The sequence below is a fragment of the Paraburkholderia susongensis genome, from assembly GCF_900177725.1.
GTDB classification, from domain to species: domain Bacteria; phylum Pseudomonadota; class Gammaproteobacteria; order Burkholderiales; family Burkholderiaceae; genus Paraburkholderia; species Paraburkholderia susongensis.
Window position 1 is genome coordinate 858909 of the sequence record NZ_FXAT01000002.1, and the last position, 24705, is coordinate 883613.

The following is a 24705-nucleotide window of genomic DNA, read 5'->3' on the forward strand; positions in this document are numbered from 1 at the left end:
AGCCATGACCGTCATCAAACAGGAAGACCTGATTCAGAGCATTGCTGATTCGCTGCAGTACATCAGCTACTACCATCCGCTCGACTACATCGAAGCCCTCGGCCGCGCCTACGAACTCGAACAGAGCCCGGCCGCGAAAGACGCGATCGCGCAGATTCTCACCAACAGCCGCATGTGCGCCGAAGGCAAGCGCCCGATCTGCCAGGACACCGGCATCGTCACGGTGTTCGTGAAGGTCGGCATGGATGTGCGCTGGGACGGCGCGACGATGAGCGTCACCGACATGATCAACGAAGGCGTGCGCCGCGGTTATCTGAACCCGGACAACGTGCTGCGCGCATCGATCGTGAGCCCGCCCGAAGGCGCGCGCAAGAACACCAAGGACAACACGCCGGCCGTGATCCACTACGAGATCGTGCCGGGCGACAAGGTCGATGTGCAGGTTGCAGCGAAGGGCGGCGGCTCGGAGAACAAGTCGAAGTTCGCGATGCTGAACCCGTCGGATTCGATCGTCGACTGGATTCTGAAGACCGTGCCGACGATGGGCGCGGGCTGGTGCCCGCCGGGCATGCTCGGCATCGGCATCGGCGGCACCGCTGAGAAGGCGATGCTGATGGCGAAGGAATCGCTGATGGACCCGATCGACATTCAAGACGTGATCGCACGCGGCCCGCAGGACTGGATCGAAGAGCTGCGCGTCGAGCTGCATGAGAAGGTCAACGCGCTCGGCATCGGCGCGCAGGGTCTCGGCGGTCTCGCCACCGTGCTCGACGTGAAGATCATGGCCGCGCCGACGCACGCTGCATCGAAGCCGATCGCGATCATCCCGAACTGCGCGGCGACGCGTCACGCGCACTTCACGCTCGACGGCTCGGGCGTCGCGAAACTCGAAGCGCCGTCGCTCGACGCATGGCCGAAGGTGCAGTGGGAACCGGACACGGAAAAGAGCAAGCGCGTCGATCTGAACACGCTGACGCCGGAAGAAGTTGCCGGCTGGAAGCCGGGCCAGACGCTGCTACTGTCGGGCAAGATGTTGACGGGCCGCGACGCCGCGCACAAGCGCATCGCCGACATGCTCGCGAAGGGCGAAAAGCTGCCGGTCGACTTCACGAACCGCGTGATCTACTACGTCGGCCCGGTCGATCCGGTGCGCGACGAAGCCGTCGGCCCGGCAGGCCCGACCACCGCGACGCGCATGGACAAGTTCACCGAGACGATGCTCGCGCAAACCGGCCTCATTTCGATGATCGGCAAGGCCGAGCGCGGCCCGGTCGCGATCGAGGCGATCAAGAAGCACAAGGCCGCGTATCTGATGGCCGTGGGCGGCGCCGCGTACCTCGTGTCGAAGGCGATCCGCAGCGCGAAGGTGCTCGCGTTCGAAGACCTCGGCATGGAAGCGATCTACGAATTCGACGTGCAGGACATGCCGGTCACGGTCGCGGTCGATTCGAACGGCACCTCGGTACACCAGACTGGCCCGAAGGAATGGCAGGCGAAGATCGGCAAGATTCCGGTCGCCACGGCTTAATGATTCGCAGTTAGCGCCACTCAGGCAAGTCGCAAAGCCGGGGCCGCGGTCCCGGTTTTTTATTGCCGCGCGCCATGCGTGTGCAATGCGGCGTGCGAAGGCGGCAACATTGCCTGAAGTTGTGCCGGTTTCCTTGGCTTTTTCAGGTATGGCGTTTATTGTTGTTGGAAATTCAAGGTCTCCACATAAGGAAATAACATGCAAGGCGACAAGAAAGTTCTCGAGTATCTGAACGCGCAGCTCAAGAACGAGCTGACCGCGATCAATCAGTACTTCCTGCACGCGCGGATGTACAAGCACTGGGGCCTCGACAAACTCGGCAAGCATGAATACGACGAGTCGATCGGCGAAATGAAGCATGCCGACATGCTGATCGAGCGCATTTTCATGCTCGACGGTTTGCCGAATCTGCAGGATCTGCACAAGCTGCTGATCGGCGAGGAAACCAAAGAGATCCTCGAATGCGATCTGAAGCTCGAACAGATTTCGCAAAACACCTGCAAGGAAGCAATCGTGTATTGCGAATCAGTCCGCGATTTCATCTCGCGCGAAATCTTCACGAAGATTCTCGACGACACTGAAGAGCATATCGACTGGCTCGAAACCCAACTCGACCTGATCGACAAGGTCGGTATCCAGAACTATCAGCAAAGCGGGATGGGCTCGGTCGAATCCTGATCGAAGCACGCTGAGCTATCCGGCGCGGCGGCGCAAGCGTTCGCTCGTCTGCGAGCGCATCTGCGTTCGAGAAGAACCGCGCCGCACGTTGCGTCACGCACGTTCTCTCTGCCTATGTCTGCACAATCGCAGTCCCCGACGGTCCGGACCTTTACCGCTGGCGCCGCGCCGCAAGCGCCGATCGGCATTTTCGATTCCGGGCTGGGCGGTCTGTCGGTGCTGCGGGCGGTCCGTGCGCAACTGCCTGACGAAGCGATCCTGTATGTCGCCGATTCGCTGTATGCGCCCTATGGCGAGCGCGATGACGATTTCATCGCCGACCGCACGCTCGCCATCGGCGAATGGCTGATGGGGCAAGGCGCGAAAGCGCTGGTGGTCGCGTGCAACACGGCCACTGCGCAGTCGATCGCATTGGTTCGCGAAAAGCTGCCGATTCCGCTGATCGGCGTCGAACCCGGCATCAAACCCGCCGCGCTGCAGTCGAAAAGCCGTGTCGCCGGCGTGCTCGCCACGCAAGCGACGTTGCGCAGCGCCCGCTTTCAGGGGCTGCTCGAGCGCTACGCCGCCGATTGCCGCTTTCTGTGTCAGCCGGGGCATGGGCTCGTGCAGGCGGTCGAGCGCTGCGACGTCGGCTCGGCGGAATTGCGCGCGCTCCTGCGCAGCTATCTCGAGCCGATGCTCGATGCAGGCGCCGACACCCTCGTGCTCGGCTGCACCCACTACCCGTTTCTCGATGCGGCGATCCGCGACATCGTCGGCGACCGGCTCGCGCTGATCGACACGAGCGTGGCGATCGCGCGTCAACTGGAGCGCGTGCTGGCGCAGCACGGCCTGCGCACCGCGCCTGGCGCGGGCGCCCTGCTGCCGCGCTTCTATTCCACCGACGACGGCCTCCACCAGCAACAGCTCGCCGCGAGCCTGCTGCGCATCGAAGCGGCCGTCGAACAGGTGCGAATTCCATCGCGCCGGACGGCCGGGCCGGATTCGCGGGCAGCGTAAGGGGCGGTGGGCCCGCGGGCGCTGGGTTAGCGGGCCTCGGGCCTTTCTGGGTCTGTCCCACGCCTGTCGCCCCCACTCCAGCGCCGCCGCCAGCCATTCCGACGCGCTTTTCCCTCCGACGAAACCCCTCCTAAGATTCTGGTTTTGTTACAAAAAATCATCGATGGCACTTGCCAAACGGACCAAACAAAATGATAATAATTCGCATTAACGTTAGCTATGACGCCTGCCATGATCGTCTGTGTCTGCAAATCCGTTTCCGACCGAACCATCCGCTCCTCGATCGCGGATGGCATCGACTCGTTCGATGAGCTTCAGTTCGAGCTTGGCGTCGCATCCTGCTGCGGCCGGTGCGAGGAATCGGTGCGCGACGTCATGCTGCAAAGCGGCGTTTGCGCGAGCCGCTGCGGCGTTGCCGAGCATCATCATGGGCAAGTCGTGGAAATGGTCGCGGTGACGTTCTACGAGCGCAAGGCAGCCTGATTCCCGCTTTCGGCACACGGCGCGAGCCACACCCGCCACGTTTGTTGCACCATGCTGTTCACGCATTTAATGTAACGTTTAATGCGACGCCAAGGCACCACGTAGTTCGCCGTACGCCTTGATCCCACTGCCGTCAGCAAGCCAGTATTCCTGCCAGCCAGCTACCCCGCTCATCCTGTGAAAGGAGTTCGAGATGGAATTGCTGATTGGTTTCGTGACTACCCTGTTCATTTCGCTGCTGATTTTCCGAACATGACGATGTCCTGTCTGACACGCCGCCCAGGCGGCGTGCTGCCACGCTAACCATGCAGGTCCCGCACCCTGTTTCCGCTGGCGCTCCGCTGGCGTCACCCCCCCGTCAGAATTCGCGCGCGCTGACCGTCACCGCTGTGGTCGCGGCGATTCACGTCGCGTTGCTCGCCGTCATCATGATGCTGCGTCACGAACCCGCGCCGCCCGCGCTGGAATCGCACGTGATGACCGCGGAGTTGCTGCCGCCCGCGCCGACTGCCGCGCCCGTCGCGCTGCAATCGATCGCGCCGCCGCCCAAGCCGACGCCGCCGGTCCATACGAAGCCGAAGGTGCAGCCGAAGCCGGTCCCGACGCCTAAGCCCGCACCCACTCCGTTGCCGCAGGCCGACGCGCCGTCGCCGACGCCCGTCGCGGCGGCCGATCCGACGCCGCCAGCGCCCGCCGAGCCCGCGCAGCCGCCCGTGGCGGCCGCGCCCGCAATCGGCCGGCAGACGATGGAAATCGCCGCGCCGAAGAACGTCTCGCACGTCGAGTGCAACATCGCGCAGCCCGATTACCCGGCACTGTCGAGGCGGCGCGGCGAATCCGGCACCGCGTACGTGCGGTTCGTGGTCGGTTTGACGGGCAAGCTCGAGAGTGTCGAGTTGAAGAAAAGCAGCGGCTTCGATCGCCTCGATGACGCCGCGCTAGCCGCGGTGCGCGCGAGCGCCTGCAAGCCCTATCTCGAGAACGGCCAGCCCGTGCGAGCCGTGTACACCCAGCCTTTCAACTTCAATCTGACCGATTGAAGCAGATTTCAAAAACAGGAATTGCAATGCAAAACTACGGATTGGCGCACGTGTGGGCGCAAGGGGATTTCGTGACGCGCGGCATCGCGCTCGCGCTGCTGATCATGTCGATACTGTCGTGGAGCGTGATCGTCGTCAAAGGCTGGAACGTGATGCGCCTGAAGCGTCTCACGAAGAACGCCGAGCAGGCGTTCTGGCATTCGGACGATCTCGCCGACGGCGTGAAGAAGCTCGGCGCGGGTTCGTCCACGCCGCAGGACAACCCGTTCCTCGCGCTCGCGCTGTCGGGCCAGGAAGCGGCCGATCATCACCATCAAACGCAACCGCATCTGCATGACCGCATGGACGTGTCGGACTGGATCACGCGCTGCCTGAAGGACACCATGGACGAAAGCGTCTCGCGCATGCAGAGCGGTCTCGCGATTCTCGCGTCGATCGGCAGCACGGCGCCGTTCGTCGGTCTGTTCGGCACGGTGTGGGGCATCTATCACGCGTTGCTCGCGATCGGCGCGAGCGGCCAGTCGTCGATCGACCAGGTCGCCGGCCCGGTCGGCGAAGCGCTCATCATGACCGCGTTCGGTCTGTTCGTCGCGATTCCGGCGGTGCTCGGCTATAACGCGCTCACGCGCGCCAACAAGGCGATCGTCGCGAAGCTCTCCCGCTTCGCGCACGGCCTGCATGCGTTCTTCGTGACGGGCGCGCGCCTGTCGTCGACGCGGCGCGACGGCCTGCGTCTCGCGGCCCGCGCCAACTGATCGACGAGGCATTCCGATGGCAATGAGCCCTTTCGCCGGAGACGATGACGACGGCCTGATGAACGAAATCAACATGACGCCGCTCGTCGACGTGATGTTGGTTCTCCTGATCGTCTTCATGGTGACGATTCCGGTGATCCGTCATGCGGTCAAGATCGATCTGCCGCACGCAAGCAGTCAGAAGGAAGATACGAAACCCGCGCAGGTGACGGTGTCGATCGACGCGGACGGCAACGTTCTGTGGGACGACGCGAAGGTCGACGACGCGGCGCTCGCCGCGAAGATCGCGACGGCCGCACAGGCGAGCCCGCAGCCGGAGCTGCATCTCGATGCCGACCGCAAGGTGCCTTACGAGAAAGTCGCGCAGGTGATGTCGGCGGCGCAGGCCGGCGGCCTCACGAAGATCGGCTTCGTCACGCAACCGAAGACGAAGTAACCCGGACGACGTAACGTAGCGCGCAGCGGCGCAGCGGCGCCACATCGAAGCGGAAACGCAAAAAAGCCCTTTAAACAGGGACTAAAAAGTAAAAGGCCTTCATCGTCGGATGAAGGCCTTTTTTTGTGCGCGCTCGGCGCCTTCGGGCGGCGGGATCACTTGCCATCGGCCGAAGACTGATAGCTCGAATCACCGCATGCGACAGCCGTGGTCGACACGGACAGCGCGGTCAGCCCTATCAGGCCCGCTATGATAGCGGCCATGAGTTTTCGCATAAGAGACTCCTTAGCGAAGGGATTTCACTATAGGCTCCCGCGCGCGCGCATTCAAGCAAACGGCCATTGAAAGTACCGATGACAGGCCACGCTTAAATGCTAAAAACGATTTGCGGTGCGTGATGCAGGTGGTGCGCGCGCCATGCGCGCCTTATGTGGCAACAGCGGAGGCAACAGCAGAAGCAGCGGCGCGAGACGGCGGCTGCGCCGCTTTTTCGCCGCTCACCGGACACTCGCGCATGATGTGCTTGCCCTCGTCCGGGTCGAGCATCTCGACCAGATAATCGACGAACGCCCGTACGGCCGGCACCATCCCCTGACGCGACACGAACACCGCGTACAACTGCGGTGTCGGAAAACTCCAGCCCGGCATCACCGGCGACAACTGCCCCGTTCTCAATGCGGCCCCGTACATCATCTCCGGCAGCGCGGCGATGCCGACACCGGCGAGCACCGCTTCGCGGATCGTCATCAGATCGGCGGTCACGAGGCGCGGCTCGTGTTCGTGCGCGTGACGCGTGCCGTCGGGCGAGATCAGGTTGTAGACATGGCGGCCGTCGCTCGTCGGCACGTCGAGCGTTTCGAAGCGGCTCAGATCGGCCGGCGTCAGCGGCGGCGCATTCTGCTGCAAAAGGCTCGGCGCGCCCACCAGCATCTGCTGCGTGCGCCACAGCGGCCGCACGACGATGTTGGCATTTTCGGGCGGATCGGAACGCACGCGCAGCGCGATGTCGATCGAATCCTCGAACAGATCGACCACGCGGTTCGTCACCCGCATGACCACGCGCACCTCGGGATAGCGATGCATGAATTCCGGCAGGATCGTCGAGAGGATGGTCTGCGAGATCGTGACCGGCACGCTCACGCGCACGGTGCCGCGCGGCGACGAGCGCAGTTGCTGCACCACGTTGACGGCCGCCTGCGCCTCGCTCAGCATCGCCTGACAGTGCTGGTAGAACAGTTGCCCGGCTTCGGTCAGCGCGAGCTTGCGCGTGGAACGCTGCAAAAGCCGCACGCCGAGCGACGCTTCCAGCTCCGTGAGCCGGCGCGACAGACGCGACTTCGAGATGCCCAGCACGCGCTCTGCGGCGGAAAATCCGCCATGTTCGACGACCTGCGAGAAGTACATCAGGTCATTCAGGTTGTGTGAATCGATCTTCATCTCATCGTTCCATTAACAGAACAATCCATTGCTCGAAGGCGGCTGGCACCGGCAAAAACGGTCCCTATAATAGCTCCATGTTTCAAAAATAACGCTATTCCCCATTTTTCAAGGTGATATTGATGAGCACGCCACGCACGATCGAACGCACGTTTCCCGCTGTTCGCACGACTGAAGGCGGTGGATTTATCGTCCATCGCCCGTTTCCGACGCGTCTGCTGATGGACTTCGATCCGTTCCTGCTGCTCGACGAAATGGGGCCGGTCGACTATGCGCCGGGCGAGGCCAAGGGCGCTCCCGATCATCCGCACCGCGGCTTCGAAACGGTGACGTATGCGCTCGAAGGTGAGTTCGGCCACAAGGACTCGGCGGGCCACTCCGGCACGCTGCGCGCCGGCGACGTGCAATGGATGACCGCGGGTGCGGGCGTCGTGCACAGCGAAATGCCGGACCCGGCGTTCGTGCGTACGGGCGGGCGCGTGCACGGCCTGCAACTGTGGGTGAACCTGCCGCGCCGCGACAAGATGATCGCGCCGCGCTACCAGGAAATCCCGTCGGCGAGCATTCCGGTCGCGACGTCCGCGGACGGCAAGGTGCGCGTGAAGGTGATCGCCGGCGAAGCGCTCGGCGTGAAGGCCGCGATCGAAACGCGCACGCCGATCCTGTATCAGCATTTCTCGCTGCAACCGGGCGCGACGATCCGCCAGCCGGTGCCGGCCGACTATCGCGTATTCGCATATGGCCTGTCCGGCAAGGGCATTTACGGCGAAGGCGAGGCGCGCCGGGAGATCGGCGCGCAGACGATGGTCGTGTTCGGAAACGACGGCGACGCGGTCACGCTCAGCGCCGGCGACGAGCCGCTCGAGGTGCTGCTGCTCGGCGGCGTGCCGCTGAAGGAGCCGGTGGTGCGCTACGGCCCGTTCGTGATGAACACCGAGGACGAGATCCGCCAGGCGGTGATCGACTACCAGGCCGGACGGATGGGCGAGATCGCCCACTGAAGCGCTGACGGCAATGATTCGCCTCGCCTGACGCGCGAGATACCCCGCTCGCCGGAGTATCTCGACGGGCCCATGGCGCGAACGCCGGTAAATTCGGTCACAATAGCGGCTCATGTCGCGCGGCGTTTTATCGCAATGAGTCCCGGCGCGCGGCGCTTTTTCCGTCCCTGCAAAGGAGCGCGCATGGCAGAGTCCACCGTCACCGCCCACATCGGCGCGACGAATTTCCAGGTCATTCTCGACGACGGCAAGCACACGTGGCTGGCCGACGAACCCGAATCGGTCGGCGGCGGCGACCGCAGCCCGACGCCCGTCTCGCTGCTGCTGTCGAGCCTCGGCGCCTGCACGTCGATCACGCTGAAGATGTACGCGCAGCGCAAGGAATGGCCGCTCGCGGGCGTGCGCGTGAAGCTGTCGATGGAAACCGGCGACGCGGGCTCGACCATCGAGCGCCAGATCGTGCTCGAAGGCGAGCTGTCCGGCGAACAGCGGGAACGGCTCTTGCAAATCGCCAATGGGTGTCCGGTTCACAAGATCCTCACGCATGCCATCTCGATCCGCTCCACCCTCGCCGTCGCGTAACGGACGTTCGGCCGACGTGCCCGCGCTGAGCCGGCTGCGGGTATCGCAACGTTTTCATAGGACGCAGTCGTCTTGAATTTCGAACACCTCATCCAGATCAACGACCCGTTGAATCCCTTCGTCGAATCGATGACCCGCGAGCAGTTGTGGGAAGGGCTCGTGCTGCGCGCCGAGCAGCCGCAACTGTTCGTGATGGGCCTCGACAGTTGCACGATTCTGTCGCGCGAAGGCAATGTCCTCGAGCGCGAGCTGCACTACGGTCAGGCGACCGTGCGCGACCGCGTCACGCTCGAGGACAGCCAGAGCGTGCGCTATGACATCCTGCCGACCGCGGAGCACGTCGGCGGCTCGCTCACGATGACGATCGAGCAACCCGACGAATTGCAACTCTTCCTGCGCTTCGAGTATGCGACCACGCTGCCCGTCTCGACCGATCAGGACGCCGTGCAGACGCAGGAGATCGTCAAGTCGGCGTATCGCGAGAACGACATCGACACGGTGCGGCTGATCCGCCAATACGTGGCGGGCAAGCAGGCGCCGGGACCGTTGCATTGAATGATGCGCGGGCGCTCTGCCCGCGCTGCGCGGGGCCGCGATCAGGTTGGCCCCCATCGTTGTATTGCCGCTTGTTCCTCCATCTATCGAAAGTCAAATCCGATGAATTTCCTAATCTTGTAAATAGGAATAGTTATCATTTAGAATCAATCCATCGAATCGACACACAAGCTACAACAAATGACCGATCTCAACCGCTCCTCCACGCTCAGCCTGCGCCGCCCGGCGGCCGCGCTGACCAGCCGCCCGAAATCGTCGACGGCTAGCGCACCGGCCGCGAAACCCGCCGCGGAGCGCACGAACGGTCCGGGCGAGACGTCGGAACGGGTCGTACGCAGCGACGCGCTGCTGCAAGGCCATAGTCACATCAGCATCGTCCATAACGGCGAAACCTACCAGTTGCGCGCCACGCGCCTGGGCAAGCTGATCCTGACGAAGTAAGAGTGGTAAGTACCGGGTATTGTGGGGACCACCTCCCAGAGAGGTGTTAGGCATTAGCCAGCCACGACGGCTTGCACGCGAGAACTAGACCCCTTCGTGCAGACACCAAGCCAGCCGTCGCAGCAAGCCAGGCCATTTTTTTGGTTCTCACCGGAAAGCAGATGCGCGAAACGCCGCGTATCGCTGAATGCGGAAAATGAAAAAGCCGTGGGATGGCAACATCCCACGGCTTTCTGTTTTCTGCGTTGTTTTTTGCTTTGGTTTTCCGCCCGGTTTTCCGTGCAGTCTCTGACTCGCGTCACGCCACTACTTCGACGCCCAGCCCCAGAACATCAGCCACCACGCACTATTCACCACGGCCAGCGCCGCGACGAACCACAGCATCGCCAGCGCGCGCGGCACGAAACGCTCGCTATAGCGGCGCGTGACGAGCCATGCGAGCCATGCGCTCCACAGGCTCGAAATCGCGAGAATCGCGATGCGCAGATCCGACGCCCACCACAGCGACACATGCTCGGCGCGCAGCAGCGACAGCGTCGTCGCGGAGAGTCCAAGGAACACGCCCGCGCCGGCAATCGGAATCAGCCCCTGCGTCAGATGATGCAGCCGCGTCGCGTCGAAGCGCCCGAGCATGCGCGTCGCGCCCATCAGCAACAGCAGCAGCGCGGTGCCGTACACGAGCGCCGTCGCGAGGATGTAGCCGATCAGCAGCGAGCCGTCGAGCCACGAGAACACGTCGTTCTGCTCGGGATAATGCGTGAACAGGAACCACGGCGCGTTGGTGTCGAGCGGCCACGTGATGTCGTGATCGACGAGCCACGTCGCGGCAAACATCTTCAGGTCGATGAACCAGCGCGACGCGGTCCAGTGAAACGCGCCGATCGCGATGCCGAGCAGGCCGTACAGAATCAGCGCGGTATCCCACGGGTTCGCCTTCTTGTCACCCAGCTGCACCACTTCCGACGACGGCTTGCGCCACGTCAGCGCAATCGCGTCGCGGTGTCCGCTGCAGCGGCCGCACATATGGCAGTCCGCCGCGCCCTTCATGTTGCGCAACGGCACGAGCGGCGCGCAGTTGATCGGAATCACGCGATGCCCGTGCTCGCCGTTCTTGTACGAATGGCGCCACGCGTCTTCGTCGACCTTGTAGTGGAACGGCGCGAGGCGCGCCAGAAGCGAAAAAACCCCGTTGACAGGGCACAGGTATTTGCACCAGACGCGCTTCTCGCGTCCGTATAGCAGGCCGATGACGATCGCCGCGAAGGTCGAGCCGCCCAGCACCAGCAGCACCGCTTTCGGATACTGGTAGACGCTCACCATCTGGCCGTAGATCGTCGTGATGCCGAACGCGACGAACGGCCAGCCGCCCCAGCGCATCCAGCGCGGAATCGCGCGGCCGCGGCCGAACTTGCTCGCGAATTCGGCGAGCGCGCCTTCCGGGCACAGCACGCCGCACCAGACCCGCCCGAGCATCACCATCGACAGCAGCACGAACGGCCACCAGATGCCCCAGAACACGAACTGCGCGGCAAGCGTCAGGTTGTTCCACAGATGCGCGGTGTCGTCGGGCAGCGGCATCAGCGCGGGCACGAGGATGAGGAACGCGTACACCGCGACCACGACCCACTGAATGCCGCGGATCACCGCGCCGTGACGCTGCATCCACTGGCCGGCCGCCGCGAGGCGGCCCGGCCGGGGGGCCATCACGCTGCTCATGCTGCGCGTCCTGCCGCCTGCTGCGCCGGCTTGCGGTTTTTACGGTTTGCGCGGCGCACGAGCAGATAGACGACCGCCCAGTACACTGCGTAAGCGATCAGGTTCATCAGCGCCGGGTGAGCGCGATAGCCGGTCAGCGTCGCGACGAGCGAGCCGAAGGTGCTCGAGTCGTCGAGAATCGCCGACGAATTCCACATCTGGTCGACGAGCGTCGGCAGGATTTCCTTGTCGATCAGCTTGTCGACGCCGGTCTGGAACAGGCCCGCGCCGAGGAACAGCAGCATGATTTCGGTGACGCGGAAAAAGAGCCGCCACGAGAAGAACTTGCCGCCGAGCTGCAGCACATAGAAGGTCAGGAACGCGAGCGCGAGGCCGAGCGCGACCGCGAGCATCTGGCTGCCGTCGACGTGACCCGACTGGCCGAAGCCGAGGCCATACAGAAAGATCACCGTCTCGCTGCCCTCACGGGCGATCGCCAATGCAACCAGCACCGCGACGCCCCACCAGTTCGAATCGCGCTGGCTCTTTTGCAGCGACTGCTCCATCTCGCGCTTCAAGGTGCGGCCGTGCTGCTTCATCCACAGCACCATCTGCACGATCAGCACACAGGCGATCAGCACCATCGCGGTCTGGAAGTAATCCTGCGCGTCACCGGAAAGCACTTCGGTGAAACCGACGAGCGCCGCGCCGAGCGCGACCGCCGCGATCACGCCGGCCGCCACGCCGCCCCACAGGTACGGCAAGCCGCGGCGCGCGTCGTCGTCACCATTTTTCAACCACGCGTACAGGATGCCGACGACCAGCAGCGCCTCGACACTTTCCCGCCACACGACGAACAGAATCTGCCCCATTCAAACTCTCCCTTCGATCCTTCTACTGCCTGACTGCCTCGCCTGAACCCGGGCGCTCGTTGCACGCGGCGCGCTCACGTTCGAGGCCACGGCTTACTTCGCGACGATCACGCCCTGCGCCTGCTGGTGAAAGTCGTCGAAAAACTTGTATTCGCCCGGCTCGAGCGGCGCAATCACGACGAACGAATCGGCGCCCGGCGCCAGCACCTTCTCCTTGCGCAACTGCACGCTTTCGAATTCGGCCGCGCCTTTGCCCGTGTTGCGCACTTCGATCTTGATACGCTGCCCCGCCGGCACTTCGATGCGGGCCGGGTTCAGCTTGCCGTCGTTCATTTCGAGCTTGAAGGTCGGCAGGTCGGCTGCGTGAGCCGCGCCCGCCAGCCAGAATGTGGCGGCAAGCATCGCGATCTTTCGATTAATTCCCATTAGCCTGTCCGGAAAACGCGACGCGCCGACGTTGTATATGACACTGAACGTCCGCGCGCCGTCTGCTGCATTCACTGATGCGTCCATCGGCCGCCGCCCGCCGATCGCTTCACCGTTCAGACGCGGCGCGCGGCGCAACTCGCGGCACAACGCGCACCGATCAATAACCGCCCTTCTTGCCGATACCAGCGAAGGTGAAGTCGTACTCGAGCGTGAACGGCTTGAACCACGGACCCACGCCGGTTTCCTTGTCGACGTGGCGGCCGAACGCCATGTGGCCCGTTTGCATCGGCGGTTCGACGATCAGCTTCAGGTGATACTTGCCCGGACCTTGCAGCTTGACGTTATCGCCGTAGTGCGGACCGTCGTTCGCGACCATCGCCATCAGATCGCCCTTGAGCGGCTGGTTCGAACCGGCCTTCGTCAGTTCGTAGTGCACCTGCAGATACGGCATCCAGTCGCCCTCGGCGAAACCGGTCGGATTGTTCTTGACTGCGTGGATGTCGGCTTCGAGGTGGATGTCCGAATCCGAGGCCTTGCGCATCATGCCTTCGGGTTCCATCGTGATCGGCTGCAGGTAGACCGCGCCGATTTCCATGCCGCCCTGGATCTGCTGCTTGCCGATCGGGTATTCGGCGGCCGAAGCCGAGAAAGCCGCGACGGCGGCCACCGCGGCAGCGCCACCACGCACAAATGAAGAAATCCGCATTGAAACTCCTTGTTTTTATCAGACCGGGATCGAATCCATTGGCATTGGAACAGTGCACGGCGTAAGCAAGATGCAAATCCAAATGCGAACCATTCTCAATATTGGTCGAGTTTATCATTGATCGCCAGGGAGAACAAACACGGACGCACGCCAGGCCTTGTGCCGTCAGGGTCTTAAGGCTCGCTTAAGGAAGACGGTGATGGGTGAGGAAGAATGGGGGCAAATCCAGGGGGGCGATGACGGGTTGGGCGCGCTGCCGGTGGGGCGGGCTCAGGTGCTGATCGAGGTGCCGATCGAGGGGTCGCTTGCAGTGCCGACTCCGAGGCCAATCCGCAACGGATGCGGACGGAAGTCCGTGCGTTGGCGCAATGAACAGGGCGCGGCGTACAGCCGCACCCCCGGGTAAAAAACCCGTTATTCGACGCCGGACACGTGATCGCCGACATTCGCTCCGAACACGCGCTGGCGCAGCAACGCCAACTGGTCGCGGGTCTGCGCGGCCTTTTCGAACTCGAGATTCTTCGCGTGCTCCATCATCTGCTTTTCGAGGCGCTTGATCTCCTTGGCGAGCTGCTTCTCCGACATGTCCTCGAATTTCGCGCGCGTCTGCTGCTCCTTCAATTCGGCGCGCGCCTCGTCGACGTTGTACACGCCGTCGATGATGTCGCGAATCCGCTTGACCACGCCGCGCGGCGTAATGCCGTTCGCGACGTTGAACGCGATCTGTTTCGCGCGGCGCCGCTCGGTTTCGCCGATCGCGCGACGCATCGAGTCCGTGACGTTGTCCGCGTACAGAATCGCCTTGCCGTTCACGTTACGCGCCGCCCGGCCGATGGTCTGGATCAGCGAGCGCTCGGCGCGCAGGAAGCCTTCCTTGTCCGCGTCGAGAATCGCGACCAATGACACCTCCGGAATATCGAGCCCTTCGCGCAGCAGGTTGATCCCGACCAGCACGTCGAACGCCCCGAGCCGCAAATCACGGATGATCTCGACGCGCTCCACCGTATCGATGTCGCTGTGCAGATAGCGCACCTTGACGCCGTGATCCGCCAGAAACTCGGTCAGCTGCTCGGCCATCCGCTTGGTCAGCACCGTGACCAGCACGCGGTCGCCGGCCTTGACGCGCTCGTTGATCTCGCCGAGCACGTCGTCGACCTGGCTGCGCGCCGGCCGCACCTCGATCTCGGGGTCGACGAGGCCGGTCGGACGCACGAGCTGTTCGGCAACCTGCCCCGCGGTCTTCTTTTCATAGTCGGCGGGCGTCGCCGACACGAACACGACCTGACGCATCTTGCGCTCGAATTCGTTGAACTTGAGCGGCCGGTTGTCGAGCGCGGAAGGCAGCCGGAAACCGTAATCGACGAGATTTTCCTTGCGCGCGCGGTCGCCGTTGTACATGCCGTTCAACTGGCCGATCAGCACGTGCGACTCGTCGAGCATCATGATCGCGTCGGGCGGCAGGTAATCGACGAGCGTCGGCGGCGGCTCGCCGGGCGCGGCGCCCGAAAAGTGCCGCGAGTAGTTCTCGATACCCTTGCAGAAACCGAGCTCCTGCAGCATTTCGAGGTCGAAGCGGGTGCGCTGCTCGAGCCGCTGCGCCTCGACGAGCTTGCCCTCGCCATAGAAGAATTCGAGCCGCTCGCGCAGCTCGCTCTTGATCGTATCGACCGCGCGCAGCACGGTATCGCGCGGCGTCACATAGTGCGACGACGGATACACAGTGAAGCGCGGAATTTTCTGCCGCACGCGGCCGGTGAGCGGATCGAACAGTTGCAGCGTGTCGACTTCGTCGTCGAACAGCTCGACACGCACCGCCATCTCGGCGTGCTCGGCCGGGAAAATGTCGATCGTGTCGCCGCGCACACGGAACGAGCCGCGCTGGAAGTCGGCTTCGTTGCGGCTGTACTGCATCGCGATCAGCCGCGCGATGACGTCGCGCTGGCCGAGCTTGTCGCCGGTGCGCAGCGTCAGAATCATCTGGTGATATTCGGACGGGTTGCCGATACCGTAAATCGCCGACACCGTCGCGACGATCACGACGTCACGCCGTTCCATCAGGCTCTTGGTGGCCGACAGCCGCATCTGCTCGATATGCTCGTTGATCGACGAGTCCTTCTCGATGAACAGGTCGCGCTGCGGCACGTACGCTTCCGGCTGGTAGTAGTCGTAGTACGAGACGAAGTACTCGACCGCGTTGCGCGGAAAAAACTCGCGGAACTCCGAATAAAGCTGCGCGGCGAGCGTCTTGTTCGGCGCGAACACGATCGCCGGGCGGCCGAGCCGCGCGATCGTGTTCGCCATCGTGAAGGTCTTGCCGGAGCCGGTTACGCCGAGCAGCGTCTGGAATGCGAGCCCGTCTTCGACGCCTTCGACGAGCGTGTCGATGGCCGTGGGCTGGTCGCCGGCTGGCGGATACGGCTGGTAAAGCCTGAACGGCGAGTCTTCGAACGTGGCGAATTTCGATTCGTCGAGCGTGTCTTCGGCTTCAGTCAGATGGTGTTCGGACATGGGAGACGGCACCGGGCCTTGGGCAAAGAATCATTCTAACGGGTTGCGGGAGTCACCGATCGAGCGGGGTTGCGTAGGATTGGCGTGGGGCGTTGCAGGCAGACGCCGGTTGTATTCTGCGCCCGTGCTCGCTGTGGCAAGCGCGGCGAGCCGCGACGCCGCCTGCGCCCTGGACCGGCTCGCGTCTTCGGCAAACCTGAGCCCGCGCGCTGAGTCCGAGCGAATTCCTTGCTGCGAAATGCCCCCGGAGTGCCTGTTTTTCGAGCAAATAATTGCGCTTCGCCCGTCTTGTCGCCCAAAAAACGCGCCCGGATTCGTTACAATGCGAAGTTGCGCTCGCTCGCCGCTGCCCGTAGGCCGTCCCCGTTTTTGCGTTTCGCCGGACTCCCGCCAAACGCCCGAAACGCCGCCGACGCCCAAGGCCGGAGCCGCCCGCGACGCCGCCCTCTTTTCACTACTGCTGCCCATCCACCATGTCTCTGTTCTCCGCCGTCGAACTTGCTCCCCGCGACCCGATCCTGGGCCTGAACGAAGCCTTCAATGCCGATACGCGCGCCACCAAGGTCAACCTCGGCGTTGGCGTGTACTTCAATGAAGAAGGCAAGATTCCGCTGCTGCGCGCCGTGCGCGATGCGGAAAAGGCCCGCGTCGAAGCCGCGCTGCCGCGTGGCTATCTGCCGATCGAAGGTATCGCCGCTTACGACGCCTCCGTGCAAAAGCTGCTGCTCGGCAACGACTCGCCGCTGATCGCAGCGGGCCGCGTCGTCACGGCGCAGGCGCTGGGCGGCACGGGCGCGCTGAAAATCGGCGCGGATTTCCTCAAGCGCGTGAATCCGAACAGCAAGGTCGCGATCAGCGATCCGAGCTGGGAAAACCATCGCGCGCTGTTCGAAGGCGCGGGCTTCGTCGTCGAGTCGTACCCGTACTATGACGCGCAGACGCACGGCGTGAACTTCGACGGCATGCTGAGCGCGCTGAATGGCTACGCCGCGGGCACCGTCGTCGTGCTGCACGCGTGCTGCCACAACCCGACCGGCGTCGACCTCACGGCCGGCCAGTGGAAGCAGGTGGTCGAAGTCGTCAAGGCGCGCAACCTCGTGCCGTTCCTCGACATCGCCTACCAGGGCTTCGGCGACAACATCGACGCAGACGCAGCGGCCGTGCGCCTCTTCGCGGCAGCGGAACTGAACGTGTTCGTATCGTCGTCGTTCTCGAAGTCGTTCTCGCTGTACGGCGAACGCGTCGGCGCACTGTCGATCATCACGGCGAACCAGGAAGAATCGGCTCGCGTGCTGTCGCAACTGAAGCGCGTGATCCGCACGAACTACTCGAACCCGCCGACGCACGGCGGCTCGGTGGTCGCCGCAGTGCTCGCGTCGCCGGAACTGCGCGCCACATGGGAAACCGAACTGGGCGAAATGCGCGACCGCATCCGCGCGATGCGCAACGGCCTCGTCGAACGTCTGAAGGCCAGCGGCGTCGACCGCGACTTCAGCTTCGTGAACGCACAGCGCGGCATGTTCTCGTACTCGGGTCTGACGGCGCCGCAAGTGGACCGTCTGCGCGAAGAGTTCGGCATCTATGCGGTGAGCACGGGCCGCATCTGCGTGGCTGCGCTCAATACGCGCAACCTCGACGTGGTCGCGAACGCGATTGCTCACGTGCTGAAGTAAGGCATTGCGCGGCGCGAGCGTTGGCCGCGCTGTACCGCAACCGCCAGTGAAAACGGCGCCCTTCCCAGAAAGGCGCCGTTTTTTATTGCCCGATCGCTCGGCCGTATCGAAGAGGCCTGGGTTCTTTCGAGAGAGCTCGATGAAAACTCAGTGAGAGCCCAACGCGAACCCAGCGCAAACTCAGCCGTAAGCTCAGCGCGAATCCCGATGAATGTCGTGCGTCACGAACCCCGCTTCGTTGTTCGGCAGGTCGAGCCAGTCGGGTTGCTCGAGCGAGCGGCGAATATCTTCGAGACCGCTTTGCCAGTGCTCGCGCATGGTCGACAGGCCGAACTGGAAGTCCTTGTAATGCCCCTCGTACTCCTTGTGCCGGTAGATCAGGTGGATCACGTTGTAGCGCTTCGAGCACGATAGATCTTCGGCCAGCTTGCACCACGGGTCGTCGCGCTGCTCGACGGGCACACGGTCCAGCACCTCGCGCAGCACGTGCCGGAAACGCTGCGCGCGCTGCAGCATGTCGGTCACGAGACGCGTGCGGCTCGAATACTGGATGTCTTTCATGCGCCCCTGAACGTCGGTGATGTTATCCGGCACCGGCCCGATCGCGCTCCACAAATCGACCTGAAATGCGAGCGTGTCGCGGCGCGGCGTGGATTGGACCACCTCGTAGAGCGGCGTATTCGACATCAGACCGCCGTCCCAATAGTACTGACCGTCGATCTCGACTGCCGCGAAACCCGGCGGCAAGGCGCCCGACGCCATGAAATGCTCGGGCCTCAGTGTCGTATGCGTGTTGTCGAAGTACGCGAAATTGCCCGTGCCGCAATTGACCGCGCCCACCGACACACGTATCTCGCCCGAATTGATGCGGTCGAAATCGCACAGTGTCTCGAGCGTGGCCTTCAGCGGCGTGGTGTCGTAGTAGCTAGCCATTTGCGGCGGCCCGGACACCGTAGGCAACGGCGGCGGAAAACGCGGCACGAAAAAGCCACGCTGCCCTTCGACGATCGCGCTCATCGCCTGCGCCGCCGTAAACGCTTTGCGCACGGCCTCGCTGGAATTGAACAGCGCGTGCTCGACGAAAGTCGGCAACGGTGGTCCGAACGCCGGCTGGCAGATCGTCTCCCAGAATTGCAGCAGCCGCTCGACACGCTTTTCCGGCGGATTACCGGCAATGATCGCCGTATTCAACGCGCCAATCGAAATGCCCGCCAGCCAGTTCGGCTCGATACCGGCTTCGTAAAGCCCCTGAAAGACGCCGGCCTGATAGGCACCCAGCGCGCCGCCGCCTTGCAGCATCAGCGCGACGGTTTCGTAGTTGGGCAACTGGAGATGCCGGCGCGGTTGGGCGGCGGCCGCGGGACCGGCGCCCTCCCCGTCGCCGGACACGCCCACGCGCGCCCGCTTGAGATTGCGTTGCGCCATGGGTGGCTCCTTATTGCATGTACCAGCCGTGGCTCACCACGAAGGACTGACCGGTCAGCGCGGCCGTCGGGAAAGTGGACAGGAACAGCACCGTCTGCGCAACGTCTTCCACCGTGGTGAAAATACCGTCGACCGTGCCGCCCAGCATCACGCGCTTGATCACGTCTTCCTCGCTGATACCGAGTTCCTTCGCCTGCTCGGGAATCTGCTTGTCGACGAGCGGCGTGCGCACGAAGCCTGGACACACCACATGCGAGCGCACGTTGTGCTTCGCGCCTTCCTTCGCGAGCACGCGCGCGAGGCCGAGCAGCGCGTGCTTGGCCGTCACGTAAGCGGATTTCAGCGGCGAGGCTTCATGCGAATGGACCGAGCCCATGTAGATCACGATGCCGCCGCGATCGTCCTTGTACATGTGCTTGAGTGCGGCCTTGGTGGTCAGGAATGCGCCATCCACGTGGATTGCCTGCATCTTCTTCCAGTCTGAAAACGAATAGTTTTCGATCGGATTGACGATCTGGATGCCGGCATTCGAAATGAGAATGTCGACCGAGCCCAGCTCCGCCGCGACCTTGTCGATACCCTGGTTGACCGCGTCTTCATTCGTGACGTCCATCGCCACACCGATCGCCTTGCCGCCGCCTTTCCTGATTTCTTCAGCCACGGCGTTCGCGCCGTCCTGGTTCAGGTCGGCGATCGCGACCGCCGCGCCCGCCGCGGAAAGCGTCAACGCGATCTGCTTGCCGATGCCGCTTGCGGCACCCGTAACCACGGCGACCTTGCCGTTCAGATTCGTGTTCAGAGACGACATCCAGAACCTCCATGCAGTTGATGAGCAATGAGACCACAGGGCCGCAGGCGGCGTGAAGTCAGCCAAACGGCATAGACCGTTCGGCCGATGCTGCATTGCGGCCAACCCTGCTATTGTGCATGAACCCTGTGAACTCCAGCGGTAAAACGCACATCGAACCGTATCTCTTTAAACTGGACGCTTTCGGGCTGAATTTCGGGCTCAATGCCCGCGCACCACCACCAAGGAGACATGCATGAATTACCGACGTCTGGGCCGCTCCGGCCTGCAAGTCAGCGAATTGTCCATCGGCTCGTGGGTCACGTACGGCAATCAGGTCGATCATCGCGCCGCGCGTGAATCGCTTGCCGCGGCACGCGATGCCGGTGTCAATTTCTTCGACAACGCCGAGGTCTACGCCGGTGGCAAGTCCGAGGAAATCATGGGCCACGCCTTGAAGGAACTCGCGTGGCCGCGCGTGAGCTATGTGGTGTCGACGAAATTCTTCTGGGGATTGGCGGAAGCTCCGAACCAGTACCACACGCTCAATCGCAAATATCTGCTGAACGCGATCGACGGCTCGCTCAAGCGTCTGCAACTCGATTATGTCGATCTCGTGTTCTGTCATCGGCCCGACCCGAACACGCCGATCGAGGAAACAGTCTGGGCGATGAGCGACATGATTGCGCGCGGCAAGGCGTTGTACTGGGGCACCTCCGAATGGAGCGCCGATGAAATCCGCGCCGCTCATGAAATCGCCGAGCGGCATCATCTGCATAAGCCGGTCATGGAACAGCCGCAATACAACCTGTTTCACCGCAAGCGCGTCGAGCAGGAATACAGGCGGCTTTACGAGGACATCGGCCTTGGACTGACCACCTGGAGTCCGCTCGCGTCCGGTCTGCTCACCGGCAAATACCGCGAAGGCGTACCCGCCGAGAGCCGTGCGCAATTGCAGGGCTACGACTGGCTGCGCAAGCAGCTCACCGACCCGGGCCGCAACAACGTAGTCGGAGAACTCGGCGCGGTGGCCGATGAACTCGGCTGCACGGTGGGTCAGCTCGCGATCGCATGGATTCTGAAGAATCCGAATGTCAGCACCGTGATTACGGGTGCGTCGCGGGTCGAGCAGATCGGCGAGAACATGAAGTCCGCCGAAGTGGCCGAGCGCATTACGCCGGAGATCAAGCAGCGGATCGAGGAGATCATCGGCGACGCTTACGATTGAATGCGCTGCCTGGCGAATGGGTGGGCGCGCCGGTGTGTGCGCTACCAGTCGCGTACAATACGCGACCGCGCGCCGCCGCATCCACCCCGGACCGGCATGCCCTCTTTCAGTGTCTCTCCATCATGCTCAGCTATCGCCACGCCTTCCATGCCGGCAATCACGCCGACGTTCTGAAACACGCCGTCGTGCTGCAGCTATTGCGCTACCTCGGACAGAAGGACAAAGCCTACTGGTATATCGACACGCACGCGGGCGCCGGCGTTTATTCGCTGAAAGAAGGCTACGCGACCAAAACCGGCGAGTTCCAGACCGGCATCGCGAAGCTGTGGGAGCGCAACGACCTGCCGTCGCTCTTCGCCGAATACGTCGACGAAGTGAACGCGCTCAATGCCGATGGCCAGTTGCGTTTTTATCCGGGCTCGCCCTATATCGCGTGGCGGCAGTTGCGCGAGCAGGACCGCATGCGTCTGTTCGAGCTACACACGACTGAAATCGACGTGCTGCGTCACAATTTCCGCGACGCGGGACGCCGCGCGATGCTTTACGCGGGCGACGGCTTCGACGGCATTCTCACGCTGCTGCCTCCGGCGCCGCGCCGCGCGCTCGTCCTGCTCGATCCATCGTATGAAGACAAGCGCGACTACACGCGCACGCTGCGCTGCGTCGAGGAAAGCCTGAAGCGCTTTCCGACCGGCACGTATGCGATCTGGTATCCGCAGGTGAGGCGCCCTGAATCGCAGCGCTTTCCCGATCAGTTGAAGCAGCTGCAAAAGGACAACTGGCTGCACGTGAGCCTGACCGTCAGCAATCCGCCCGCGGACGGCTTCGGTCTTTTCGGCAGCGGCATGTTCATCCTGAACCCGCCGTACACGCTCGGGAAAATGCTCAAGGAGCAAATGCCGTGGCTCGTCAAGACGCTCGGCGAGGACAAGGCCGCGACGTTCAAGGTGGAGTATCGCGGCAACTGAATGCCATCAGCGCCCTGTCAGCGCGGCATCAGTGCGTGCGACCGGATCGCGCGCGCTGATGCCGCAAATACCTGCTTCACGTTAAAGCCTTTCCACCCGTTGCTCGCGCACCCCTCCGGTGCCCGCATCACGCGCAACGGGACCACGTCCGCCCCTCACTTCAACTGAGCCGCCGCCTTGATCGCGAAATCGTTCGTATAGGTGGCGCTCAGATCGATCTTTTTCGGATCGAGCCGGCTATCGAACGACGACAGAGCACGCAGCGAGGTCGCAGGACCGTCCGCGGGCATCAGGCCATCGGGCGAATACGCGTCGCGCACATTGTGAAAGGCTTCCAGATAGAGCGCCGAGTCGTTGAGCAGATAGGCCGGCGGCACCATCTTCAGCAGATCGGCGTCGCTCGCGGTCTGCAGCCAGTGGTTGGCGCGCACGATCGCATTGGTCAGCGCCTGCGTCGTCTTCGGATTCTTCCGGATGAAACTCTCCGGCGCGTAAAGCGTCGCCGCCGGCATCGTGCCGCCGAAAACGTCCTGCGTGCCCTTCACTGTGCGGGTATCGACCAGCACCTTGATCGCGCCGCTGCGCGTGAGCTTGGTCATCATCGGATCGACGTTCGACAGCGCATCGATCTGCCCGCTGCCCACCGCGGCCAGCACCGTCGCGCCGCTACCCACGCCGATCGCGGAAATATCGCTGCGCTGCACGCCGGCCTTGCGCAAGGCCACGGTGAGCACGAGATCCGTCGACGAACCCGGCGCGCTCACGCCGACCTTCGCGCCCTTGAAGTCCGCCAGCGATTTGATCTGGTCCGTCTTCGTCTTCACCACGCCGATGACGATCTGCGGCGCGCGGCCCATCAACACGAACGCGCGATAGTGTTGCCCCTTCGCCTGCATGAAGAGCGTGTGCTCGAACGCGCCCGCGCCGACTTCGGCGCTGCCTCCCACCACCGCTTCGAGCGCCTTCGAGCCGCCCGCGAAGTCCTCGAGCGTGACGTTCAGGCCTTCGTCCTTGAAGTAGCCGAGCTGCTGCGCGGCAAGGACCGGCAGATAGTAAAGGCCGGGCAAGCCGCCGACGGCCATCGTCAGCGTTGGCATTTCGGGCGTGTCCTTTGCGAACGCGGCGCCGGGCAGCACGGCGAGCGCAAACAGCATGATCCAGGCGCGAGTGGCGCGCTGCATCCAGTGAGTCGGCATGTTGACGTCTCCTTGTTCTGTTTCCCGTTCGAAGCGGTGGCGCGACGCGAATACCGCGACTGCGGCGACCAGCGGCGGCGCGCGCAACGATTGTCGTCGGACGGTTTCGCGTGCGCCATGCGCCCAAACCCCAATGCAATGCTGACTACTGCAGCGCGAGGCAATCCGAGAGCGGAAGACGAATGGAGACGCGATACGACGCGGAGCGTCAAGCTCGTGTTGTGTTGTGCCGCGTCGTGTCGAAACGTGAGCTGGCATGGGCTGACGTGACGTGACGTGACCTGACGAGACGAGAAAAAAGGATAGAGGGTGAAGACGTTTCGCCTGCCACCCTTCTACGACGTCTTTACTGCGGAGGCGCTATCGGCCGAGGCATGGGTCGCGGCGGCACGCCACCGCCCGCCGGCAACTGGATATAAGGCGCGACCACGAACGGTGGCGACGATTCCCGCGGCAGTTCCACAGGCGCCGCAATCGACGGTGCGGCGACAATCGGCTGCACCGAAGGCGGCGCGCTCATCAGCACGGTGCCACTTTGGCCATTATTGACGCCGCCCAGCGTGTCGAGAGTCACTGGCCTGCGGGCGCTGTCGGACGCGGTGGACGCGGCGAACGCGCCTGGCACGGCGCAGACGGTCGTCAGCGCCGCGGCTACAGCCGTGGTCAGCACAGATTTGAATAATTGGAGCGAGCGGACAGAGAACATGGGCGGCCCGGTTAGTGATGAATGCCCGATTACGCAGAAAACGCCTTACCTTACCTCGGCCCGAGCTACGAGGCTAGTCGACAGTCGCCATGACTAGCGTTTTCGCGCCATCCACCCGAAAGCGCTTCGGAAAACGGGTAATTTCCGGCGCCCAGATGCGACAAAGCCCCGCTTTGACGGGGCTCGACACTGTACTGCGATGGCCGCTCAACTGCGCCGCCGGGTCAAACTCGAAGCCGGAACTTACAGCGAGTAGCCGTTGGTTTCGAGCGAGCGGATACGCTGCTCGAGCTGGACGATATCCGACGACGATGCCAGGTAGGCTTCACGACGGTTGCGTTCGGCGGTTTCGAACCAGGTGCTCAGCTTTTCAAGAAGGTATGCAAACATGATGTTCTCCAAGGATCAGATCGAATCCCCGGTGATCGGACATCAGGGATTTCCCGTAAAAGGGTTAACCCGAATTATAGCCCCATGGTGCAACCTGACCAGTGAAATGCCCGCATGATGTGCATTCCGTTTTGGAATGGTGCATGGCCGCAGTTCATCTAAGTCGCTGATTTTTCCGGTTTCAGTG

At 63.2% G+C, this 24705-nt stretch carries 24 protein-coding genes; 14 read left to right on the forward strand and 10 right to left on the reverse strand.

Annotation, left to right across the window (positions count from 1 at the left end; genetic code table 11):
• Positions 1 to 4 precede the first annotated feature (4 nt).
• From B9Z01_RS08930 to B9Z01_RS08960, 7 genes are all read left to right on the forward strand, one after another.
• Positions 5 to 1528 carry a fumarate hydratase gene (locus B9Z01_RS08930; protein WP_085481933.1) on the forward strand — a complete coding sequence of 508 codons (1524 nt, stop codon included), beginning with the start codon at positions 5 to 7 and terminating at the stop codon, positions 1526 to 1528.
• Positions 1529 to 1726: 198 nt separating this feature from the next.
• Positions 1727 to 2206 carry a bacterioferritin gene (gene bfr, locus B9Z01_RS08935; RefSeq protein WP_085481935.1) on the forward strand — a complete coding sequence of 160 codons (480 nt, stop codon included), beginning with the start codon at positions 1727 to 1729 and terminating at the stop codon, positions 2204 to 2206.
• A 114-nt stretch (positions 2207 to 2320) separates the two neighbouring features.
• On the forward strand, positions 2321 to 3205 hold the full coding sequence (gene murI, locus B9Z01_RS08940; protein WP_085481937.1) for a glutamate racemase: 885 nt from the start codon (positions 2321 to 2323) through the stop codon (positions 3203 to 3205).
• 231 nt (positions 3206 to 3436) lie between these two features.
• Positions 3437 to 3688, forward strand: a complete 252-nt coding sequence (locus tag B9Z01_RS08945) for a (2Fe-2S)-binding protein (RefSeq protein WP_085482117.1) — start codon at positions 3437 to 3439, stop codon at positions 3686 to 3688.
• Positions 3689 to 3993: 305 nt separating this feature from the next.
• Positions 3994 to 4728: an energy transducer TonB gene (locus B9Z01_RS08950; protein WP_085481939.1), complete on the forward strand. Its 735-nt coding sequence runs from the start codon at positions 3994 to 3996 to the stop codon at positions 4726 to 4728.
• A 26-nt stretch (positions 4729 to 4754) separates the two neighbouring features.
• The gene (locus B9Z01_RS08955) at positions 4755 to 5483 is read left to right on the forward strand and encodes a MotA/TolQ/ExbB proton channel family protein (RefSeq protein WP_085481941.1); all 729 of its coding nucleotides are present in this window, start codon (positions 4755 to 4757) and stop codon (positions 5481 to 5483) included.
• Positions 5484 to 5499: 16 nt separating this feature from the next.
• On the forward strand, positions 5500 to 5919 hold the full coding sequence (locus B9Z01_RS08960) for an ExbD/TolR family protein (protein ID WP_085481943.1): 420 nt from the start codon (positions 5500 to 5502) through the stop codon (positions 5917 to 5919).
• Positions 5920 to 6345: 426 nt separating this feature from the next.
• Here the strand turns inward: B9Z01_RS08960 and B9Z01_RS08965 are convergent, their stop codons facing one another.
• Positions 6346 to 7356, reverse strand: a complete 1011-nt coding sequence (locus tag B9Z01_RS08965; RefSeq protein ID WP_085481945.1) for a LysR family transcriptional regulator — start codon at positions 7354 to 7356, stop codon at positions 6346 to 6348.
• 122 nt (positions 7357 to 7478) lie between these two features.
• On the opposite strand from B9Z01_RS08965, the gene B9Z01_RS08970 reads away from it, so the two are divergent.
• From B9Z01_RS08970 to hemP, 4 genes are all read left to right on the forward strand, one after another.
• Positions 7479 to 8357, forward strand: a complete 879-nt coding sequence (locus tag B9Z01_RS08970) for a pirin family protein (RefSeq protein WP_085481947.1) — start codon at positions 7479 to 7481, stop codon at positions 8355 to 8357.
• A gap of 183 nt (positions 8358 to 8540) precedes the next feature.
• Positions 8541 to 8939, forward strand: a complete 399-nt coding sequence (locus B9Z01_RS08975) for an OsmC family protein (protein ID WP_085481949.1) — start codon at positions 8541 to 8543, stop codon at positions 8937 to 8939.
• 72 nt (positions 8940 to 9011) lie between these two features.
• The gene (locus tag B9Z01_RS08980; RefSeq protein WP_085481951.1) at positions 9012 to 9494 is read left to right on the forward strand and encodes an SRPBCC family protein; all 483 of its coding nucleotides are present in this window, start codon (positions 9012 to 9014) and stop codon (positions 9492 to 9494) included.
• Between the two features lie 180 nt (positions 9495 to 9674).
• Positions 9675 to 9935, forward strand: a complete 261-nt coding sequence (hemP, locus tag B9Z01_RS08985; protein WP_085481953.1) for a hemin uptake protein HemP — start codon at positions 9675 to 9677, stop codon at positions 9933 to 9935.
• 306 nt (positions 9936 to 10241) lie between these two features.
• Here the strand turns inward: hemP and B9Z01_RS08990 are convergent, their stop codons facing one another.
• From B9Z01_RS08990 to uvrB, 5 genes are all read right to left on the reverse strand, one after another.
• On the reverse strand, positions 10242 to 11651 hold the full coding sequence (locus B9Z01_RS08990) for a 4Fe-4S binding protein (RefSeq protein WP_085481955.1): 1410 nt from the start codon (positions 11649 to 11651) through the stop codon (positions 10242 to 10244).
• Entirely contained in the window at positions 11648 to 12502 is an 855-nt protein-coding gene (locus tag B9Z01_RS08995) for an FTR1 family iron permease (protein ID WP_085481957.1), read from the reverse strand. Before B9Z01_RS08995 ends, B9Z01_RS08990 begins: the two co-directional genes overlap by 4 nt.
• Positions 12503 to 12595: 93 nt before the next feature.
• Positions 12596 to 12928 (reverse strand): cupredoxin domain-containing protein, encoded by a 333-nt coding sequence (locus tag B9Z01_RS09000; RefSeq protein ID WP_085482119.1) that lies wholly within the window; start codon positions 12926 to 12928, stop codon positions 12596 to 12598.
• Positions 12929 to 13088: 160 nt separating this feature from the next.
• A complete protein-coding gene (locus B9Z01_RS09005; protein WP_085481959.1) occupies positions 13089 to 13637 on the reverse strand; it encodes an iron transporter in 549 nt (182 codons plus the stop codon).
• A 414-nt stretch (positions 13638 to 14051) separates the two neighbouring features.
• Positions 14052 to 16145: an excinuclease ABC subunit UvrB gene (gene uvrB / locus B9Z01_RS09015; protein WP_085481963.1), complete on the reverse strand. Its 2094-nt coding sequence runs from the start codon at positions 16143 to 16145 to the stop codon at positions 14052 to 14054.
• A gap of 473 nt (positions 16146 to 16618) precedes the next feature.
• Between uvrB and B9Z01_RS09020 the strand changes: the two genes are divergently transcribed.
• Entirely contained in the window at positions 16619 to 17818 is a 1200-nt protein-coding gene (locus B9Z01_RS09020) for an amino acid aminotransferase (RefSeq protein WP_085481965.1), read from the forward strand.
• A gap of 192 nt (positions 17819 to 18010) precedes the next feature.
• On the opposite strand, the gene B9Z01_RS09025 is transcribed toward B9Z01_RS09020, so the two are convergent.
• Both B9Z01_RS09025 and B9Z01_RS09030 read right to left on the reverse strand, forming a co-directional pair.
• Positions 18011 to 19243, reverse strand: coding sequence for a DUF3734 domain-containing protein (locus tag B9Z01_RS09025; protein ID WP_085481967.1), 1233 nt, complete (start codon positions 19241 to 19243; stop codon positions 18011 to 18013).
• A gap of 10 nt (positions 19244 to 19253) precedes the next feature.
• Positions 19254 to 20051: a 3-hydroxybutyrate dehydrogenase gene (locus B9Z01_RS09030; RefSeq protein WP_085481969.1), complete on the reverse strand. Its 798-nt coding sequence runs from the start codon at positions 20049 to 20051 to the stop codon at positions 19254 to 19256.
• 235 nt (positions 20052 to 20286) lie between these two features.
• Here B9Z01_RS09030 and B9Z01_RS09035 point away from each other — a divergent pair, with 235 nt between their 5' ends.
• Both B9Z01_RS09035 and B9Z01_RS09040 read left to right on the forward strand, forming a co-directional pair.
• Complete coding sequence (locus B9Z01_RS09035) at positions 20287 to 21258, forward strand: potassium channel beta subunit family protein (protein ID WP_085481971.1); 972 nt, start codon at positions 20287 to 20289, stop codon at positions 21256 to 21258.
• Positions 21259 to 21380: 122 nt separating this feature from the next.
• Complete coding sequence (locus B9Z01_RS09040; RefSeq protein ID WP_085481973.1) at positions 21381 to 22226, forward strand: 23S rRNA (adenine(2030)-N(6))-methyltransferase RlmJ; 846 nt, start codon at positions 21381 to 21383, stop codon at positions 22224 to 22226.
• 155 nt (positions 22227 to 22381) lie between these two features.
• Here B9Z01_RS09040 and B9Z01_RS09045 read toward each other — a convergent pair whose 3' ends face one another.
• Together B9Z01_RS09045 and B9Z01_RS09055 are read right to left on the reverse strand one after the other, a co-directional pair.
• Complete coding sequence (locus tag B9Z01_RS09045; protein ID WP_085482121.1) at positions 22382 to 23422, reverse strand: ABC transporter substrate-binding protein; 1041 nt, start codon at positions 23420 to 23422, stop codon at positions 22382 to 22384.
• A 949-nt stretch (positions 23423 to 24371) separates the two neighbouring features.
• A complete protein-coding gene (locus B9Z01_RS09055) occupies positions 24372 to 24518 on the reverse strand; it encodes a DUF3563 family protein (RefSeq protein WP_085481977.1) in 147 nt (48 codons plus the stop codon).
• Positions 24519 to 24705: the final 187 nt, after the last annotated feature.

Bases quoted from the DNA above. Each gene is read 5' to 3' on its own strand.
- B9Z01_RS08930 (WP_085481933.1), top strand. From the start codon at position 5: ATGACCGTCATCAAACAGGAAGACCTGATTCAGAGCATTGCTGATTCG.
- bfr (WP_085481935.1), top strand. From the start codon at position 1,727: ATGCAAGGCGACAAGAAAGTTCTCGAGTATCTGAACGCGCAGCTCAAG.
- murI (WP_085481937.1), top strand. From the start codon at position 2,321: ATGTCTGCACAATCGCAGTCCCCGACGGTCCGGACCTTTACCGCTGGC.
- B9Z01_RS08945 (WP_085482117.1), top strand. From the start codon at position 3,437: ATGATCGTCTGTGTCTGCAAATCCGTTTCCGACCGAACCATCCGCTCC.
- B9Z01_RS08950 (WP_085481939.1), top strand. From the start codon at position 3,994: ATGCAGGTCCCGCACCCTGTTTCCGCTGGCGCTCCGCTGGCGTCACCC.
- B9Z01_RS08955 (WP_085481941.1), top strand. From the start codon at position 4,755: ATGCAAAACTACGGATTGGCGCACGTGTGGGCGCAAGGGGATTTCGTG.
- B9Z01_RS08960 (WP_085481943.1), top strand. From the start codon at position 5,500: ATGGCAATGAGCCCTTTCGCCGGAGACGATGACGACGGCCTGATGAAC.
- B9Z01_RS08965 (WP_085481945.1), bottom strand. From the start codon at position 7,356: ATGAAGATCGATTCACACAACCTGAATGACCTGATGTACTTCTCGCAG.
- B9Z01_RS08970 (WP_085481947.1), top strand. From the start codon at position 7,479: ATGAGCACGCCACGCACGATCGAACGCACGTTTCCCGCTGTTCGCACG.
- B9Z01_RS08975 (WP_085481949.1), top strand. From the start codon at position 8,541: ATGGCAGAGTCCACCGTCACCGCCCACATCGGCGCGACGAATTTCCAG.
- hemP (WP_085481953.1), top strand. From the start codon at position 9,675: ATGACCGATCTCAACCGCTCCTCCACGCTCAGCCTGCGCCGCCCGGCG.
- B9Z01_RS08990 (WP_085481955.1), bottom strand. From the start codon at position 11,651: ATGAGCAGCGTGATGGCCCCCCGGCCGGGCCGCCTCGCGGCGGCCGGC.
- B9Z01_RS08995 (WP_085481957.1), bottom strand. From the start codon at position 12,502: ATGGGGCAGATTCTGTTCGTCGTGTGGCGGGAAAGTGTCGAGGCGCTG.
- B9Z01_RS09000 (WP_085482119.1), bottom strand. From the start codon at position 12,928: ATGGGAATTAATCGAAAGATCGCGATGCTTGCCGCCACATTCTGGCTG.
- B9Z01_RS09005 (WP_085481959.1), bottom strand. From the start codon at position 13,637: ATGCGGATTTCTTCATTTGTGCGTGGTGGCGCTGCCGCGGTGGCCGCC.
- uvrB (WP_085481963.1), bottom strand. From the start codon at position 16,145: ATGTCCGAACACCATCTGACTGAAGCCGAAGACACGCTCGACGAATCG.
- B9Z01_RS09020 (WP_085481965.1), top strand. From the start codon at position 16,619: ATGTCTCTGTTCTCCGCCGTCGAACTTGCTCCCCGCGACCCGATCCTG.
- B9Z01_RS09025 (WP_085481967.1), bottom strand. From the start codon at position 19,243: ATGGCGCAACGCAATCTCAAGCGGGCGCGCGTGGGCGTGTCCGGCGAC.
- B9Z01_RS09030 (WP_085481969.1), bottom strand. From the start codon at position 20,051: ATGTCGTCTCTGAACACGAATCTGAACGGCAAGGTCGCCGTGGTTACG.
- B9Z01_RS09035 (WP_085481971.1), top strand. From the start codon at position 20,287: ATGAATTACCGACGTCTGGGCCGCTCCGGCCTGCAAGTCAGCGAATTG.
- B9Z01_RS09040 (WP_085481973.1), top strand. From the start codon at position 21,381: ATGCTCAGCTATCGCCACGCCTTCCATGCCGGCAATCACGCCGACGTT.
- B9Z01_RS09045 (WP_085482121.1), bottom strand. From the start codon at position 23,422: ATGCCGACTCACTGGATGCAGCGCGCCACTCGCGCCTGGATCATGCTG.
- B9Z01_RS09055 (WP_085481977.1), bottom strand. From the start codon at position 24,518: ATGTTTGCATACCTTCTTGAAAAGCTGAGCACCTGGTTCGAAACCGCC.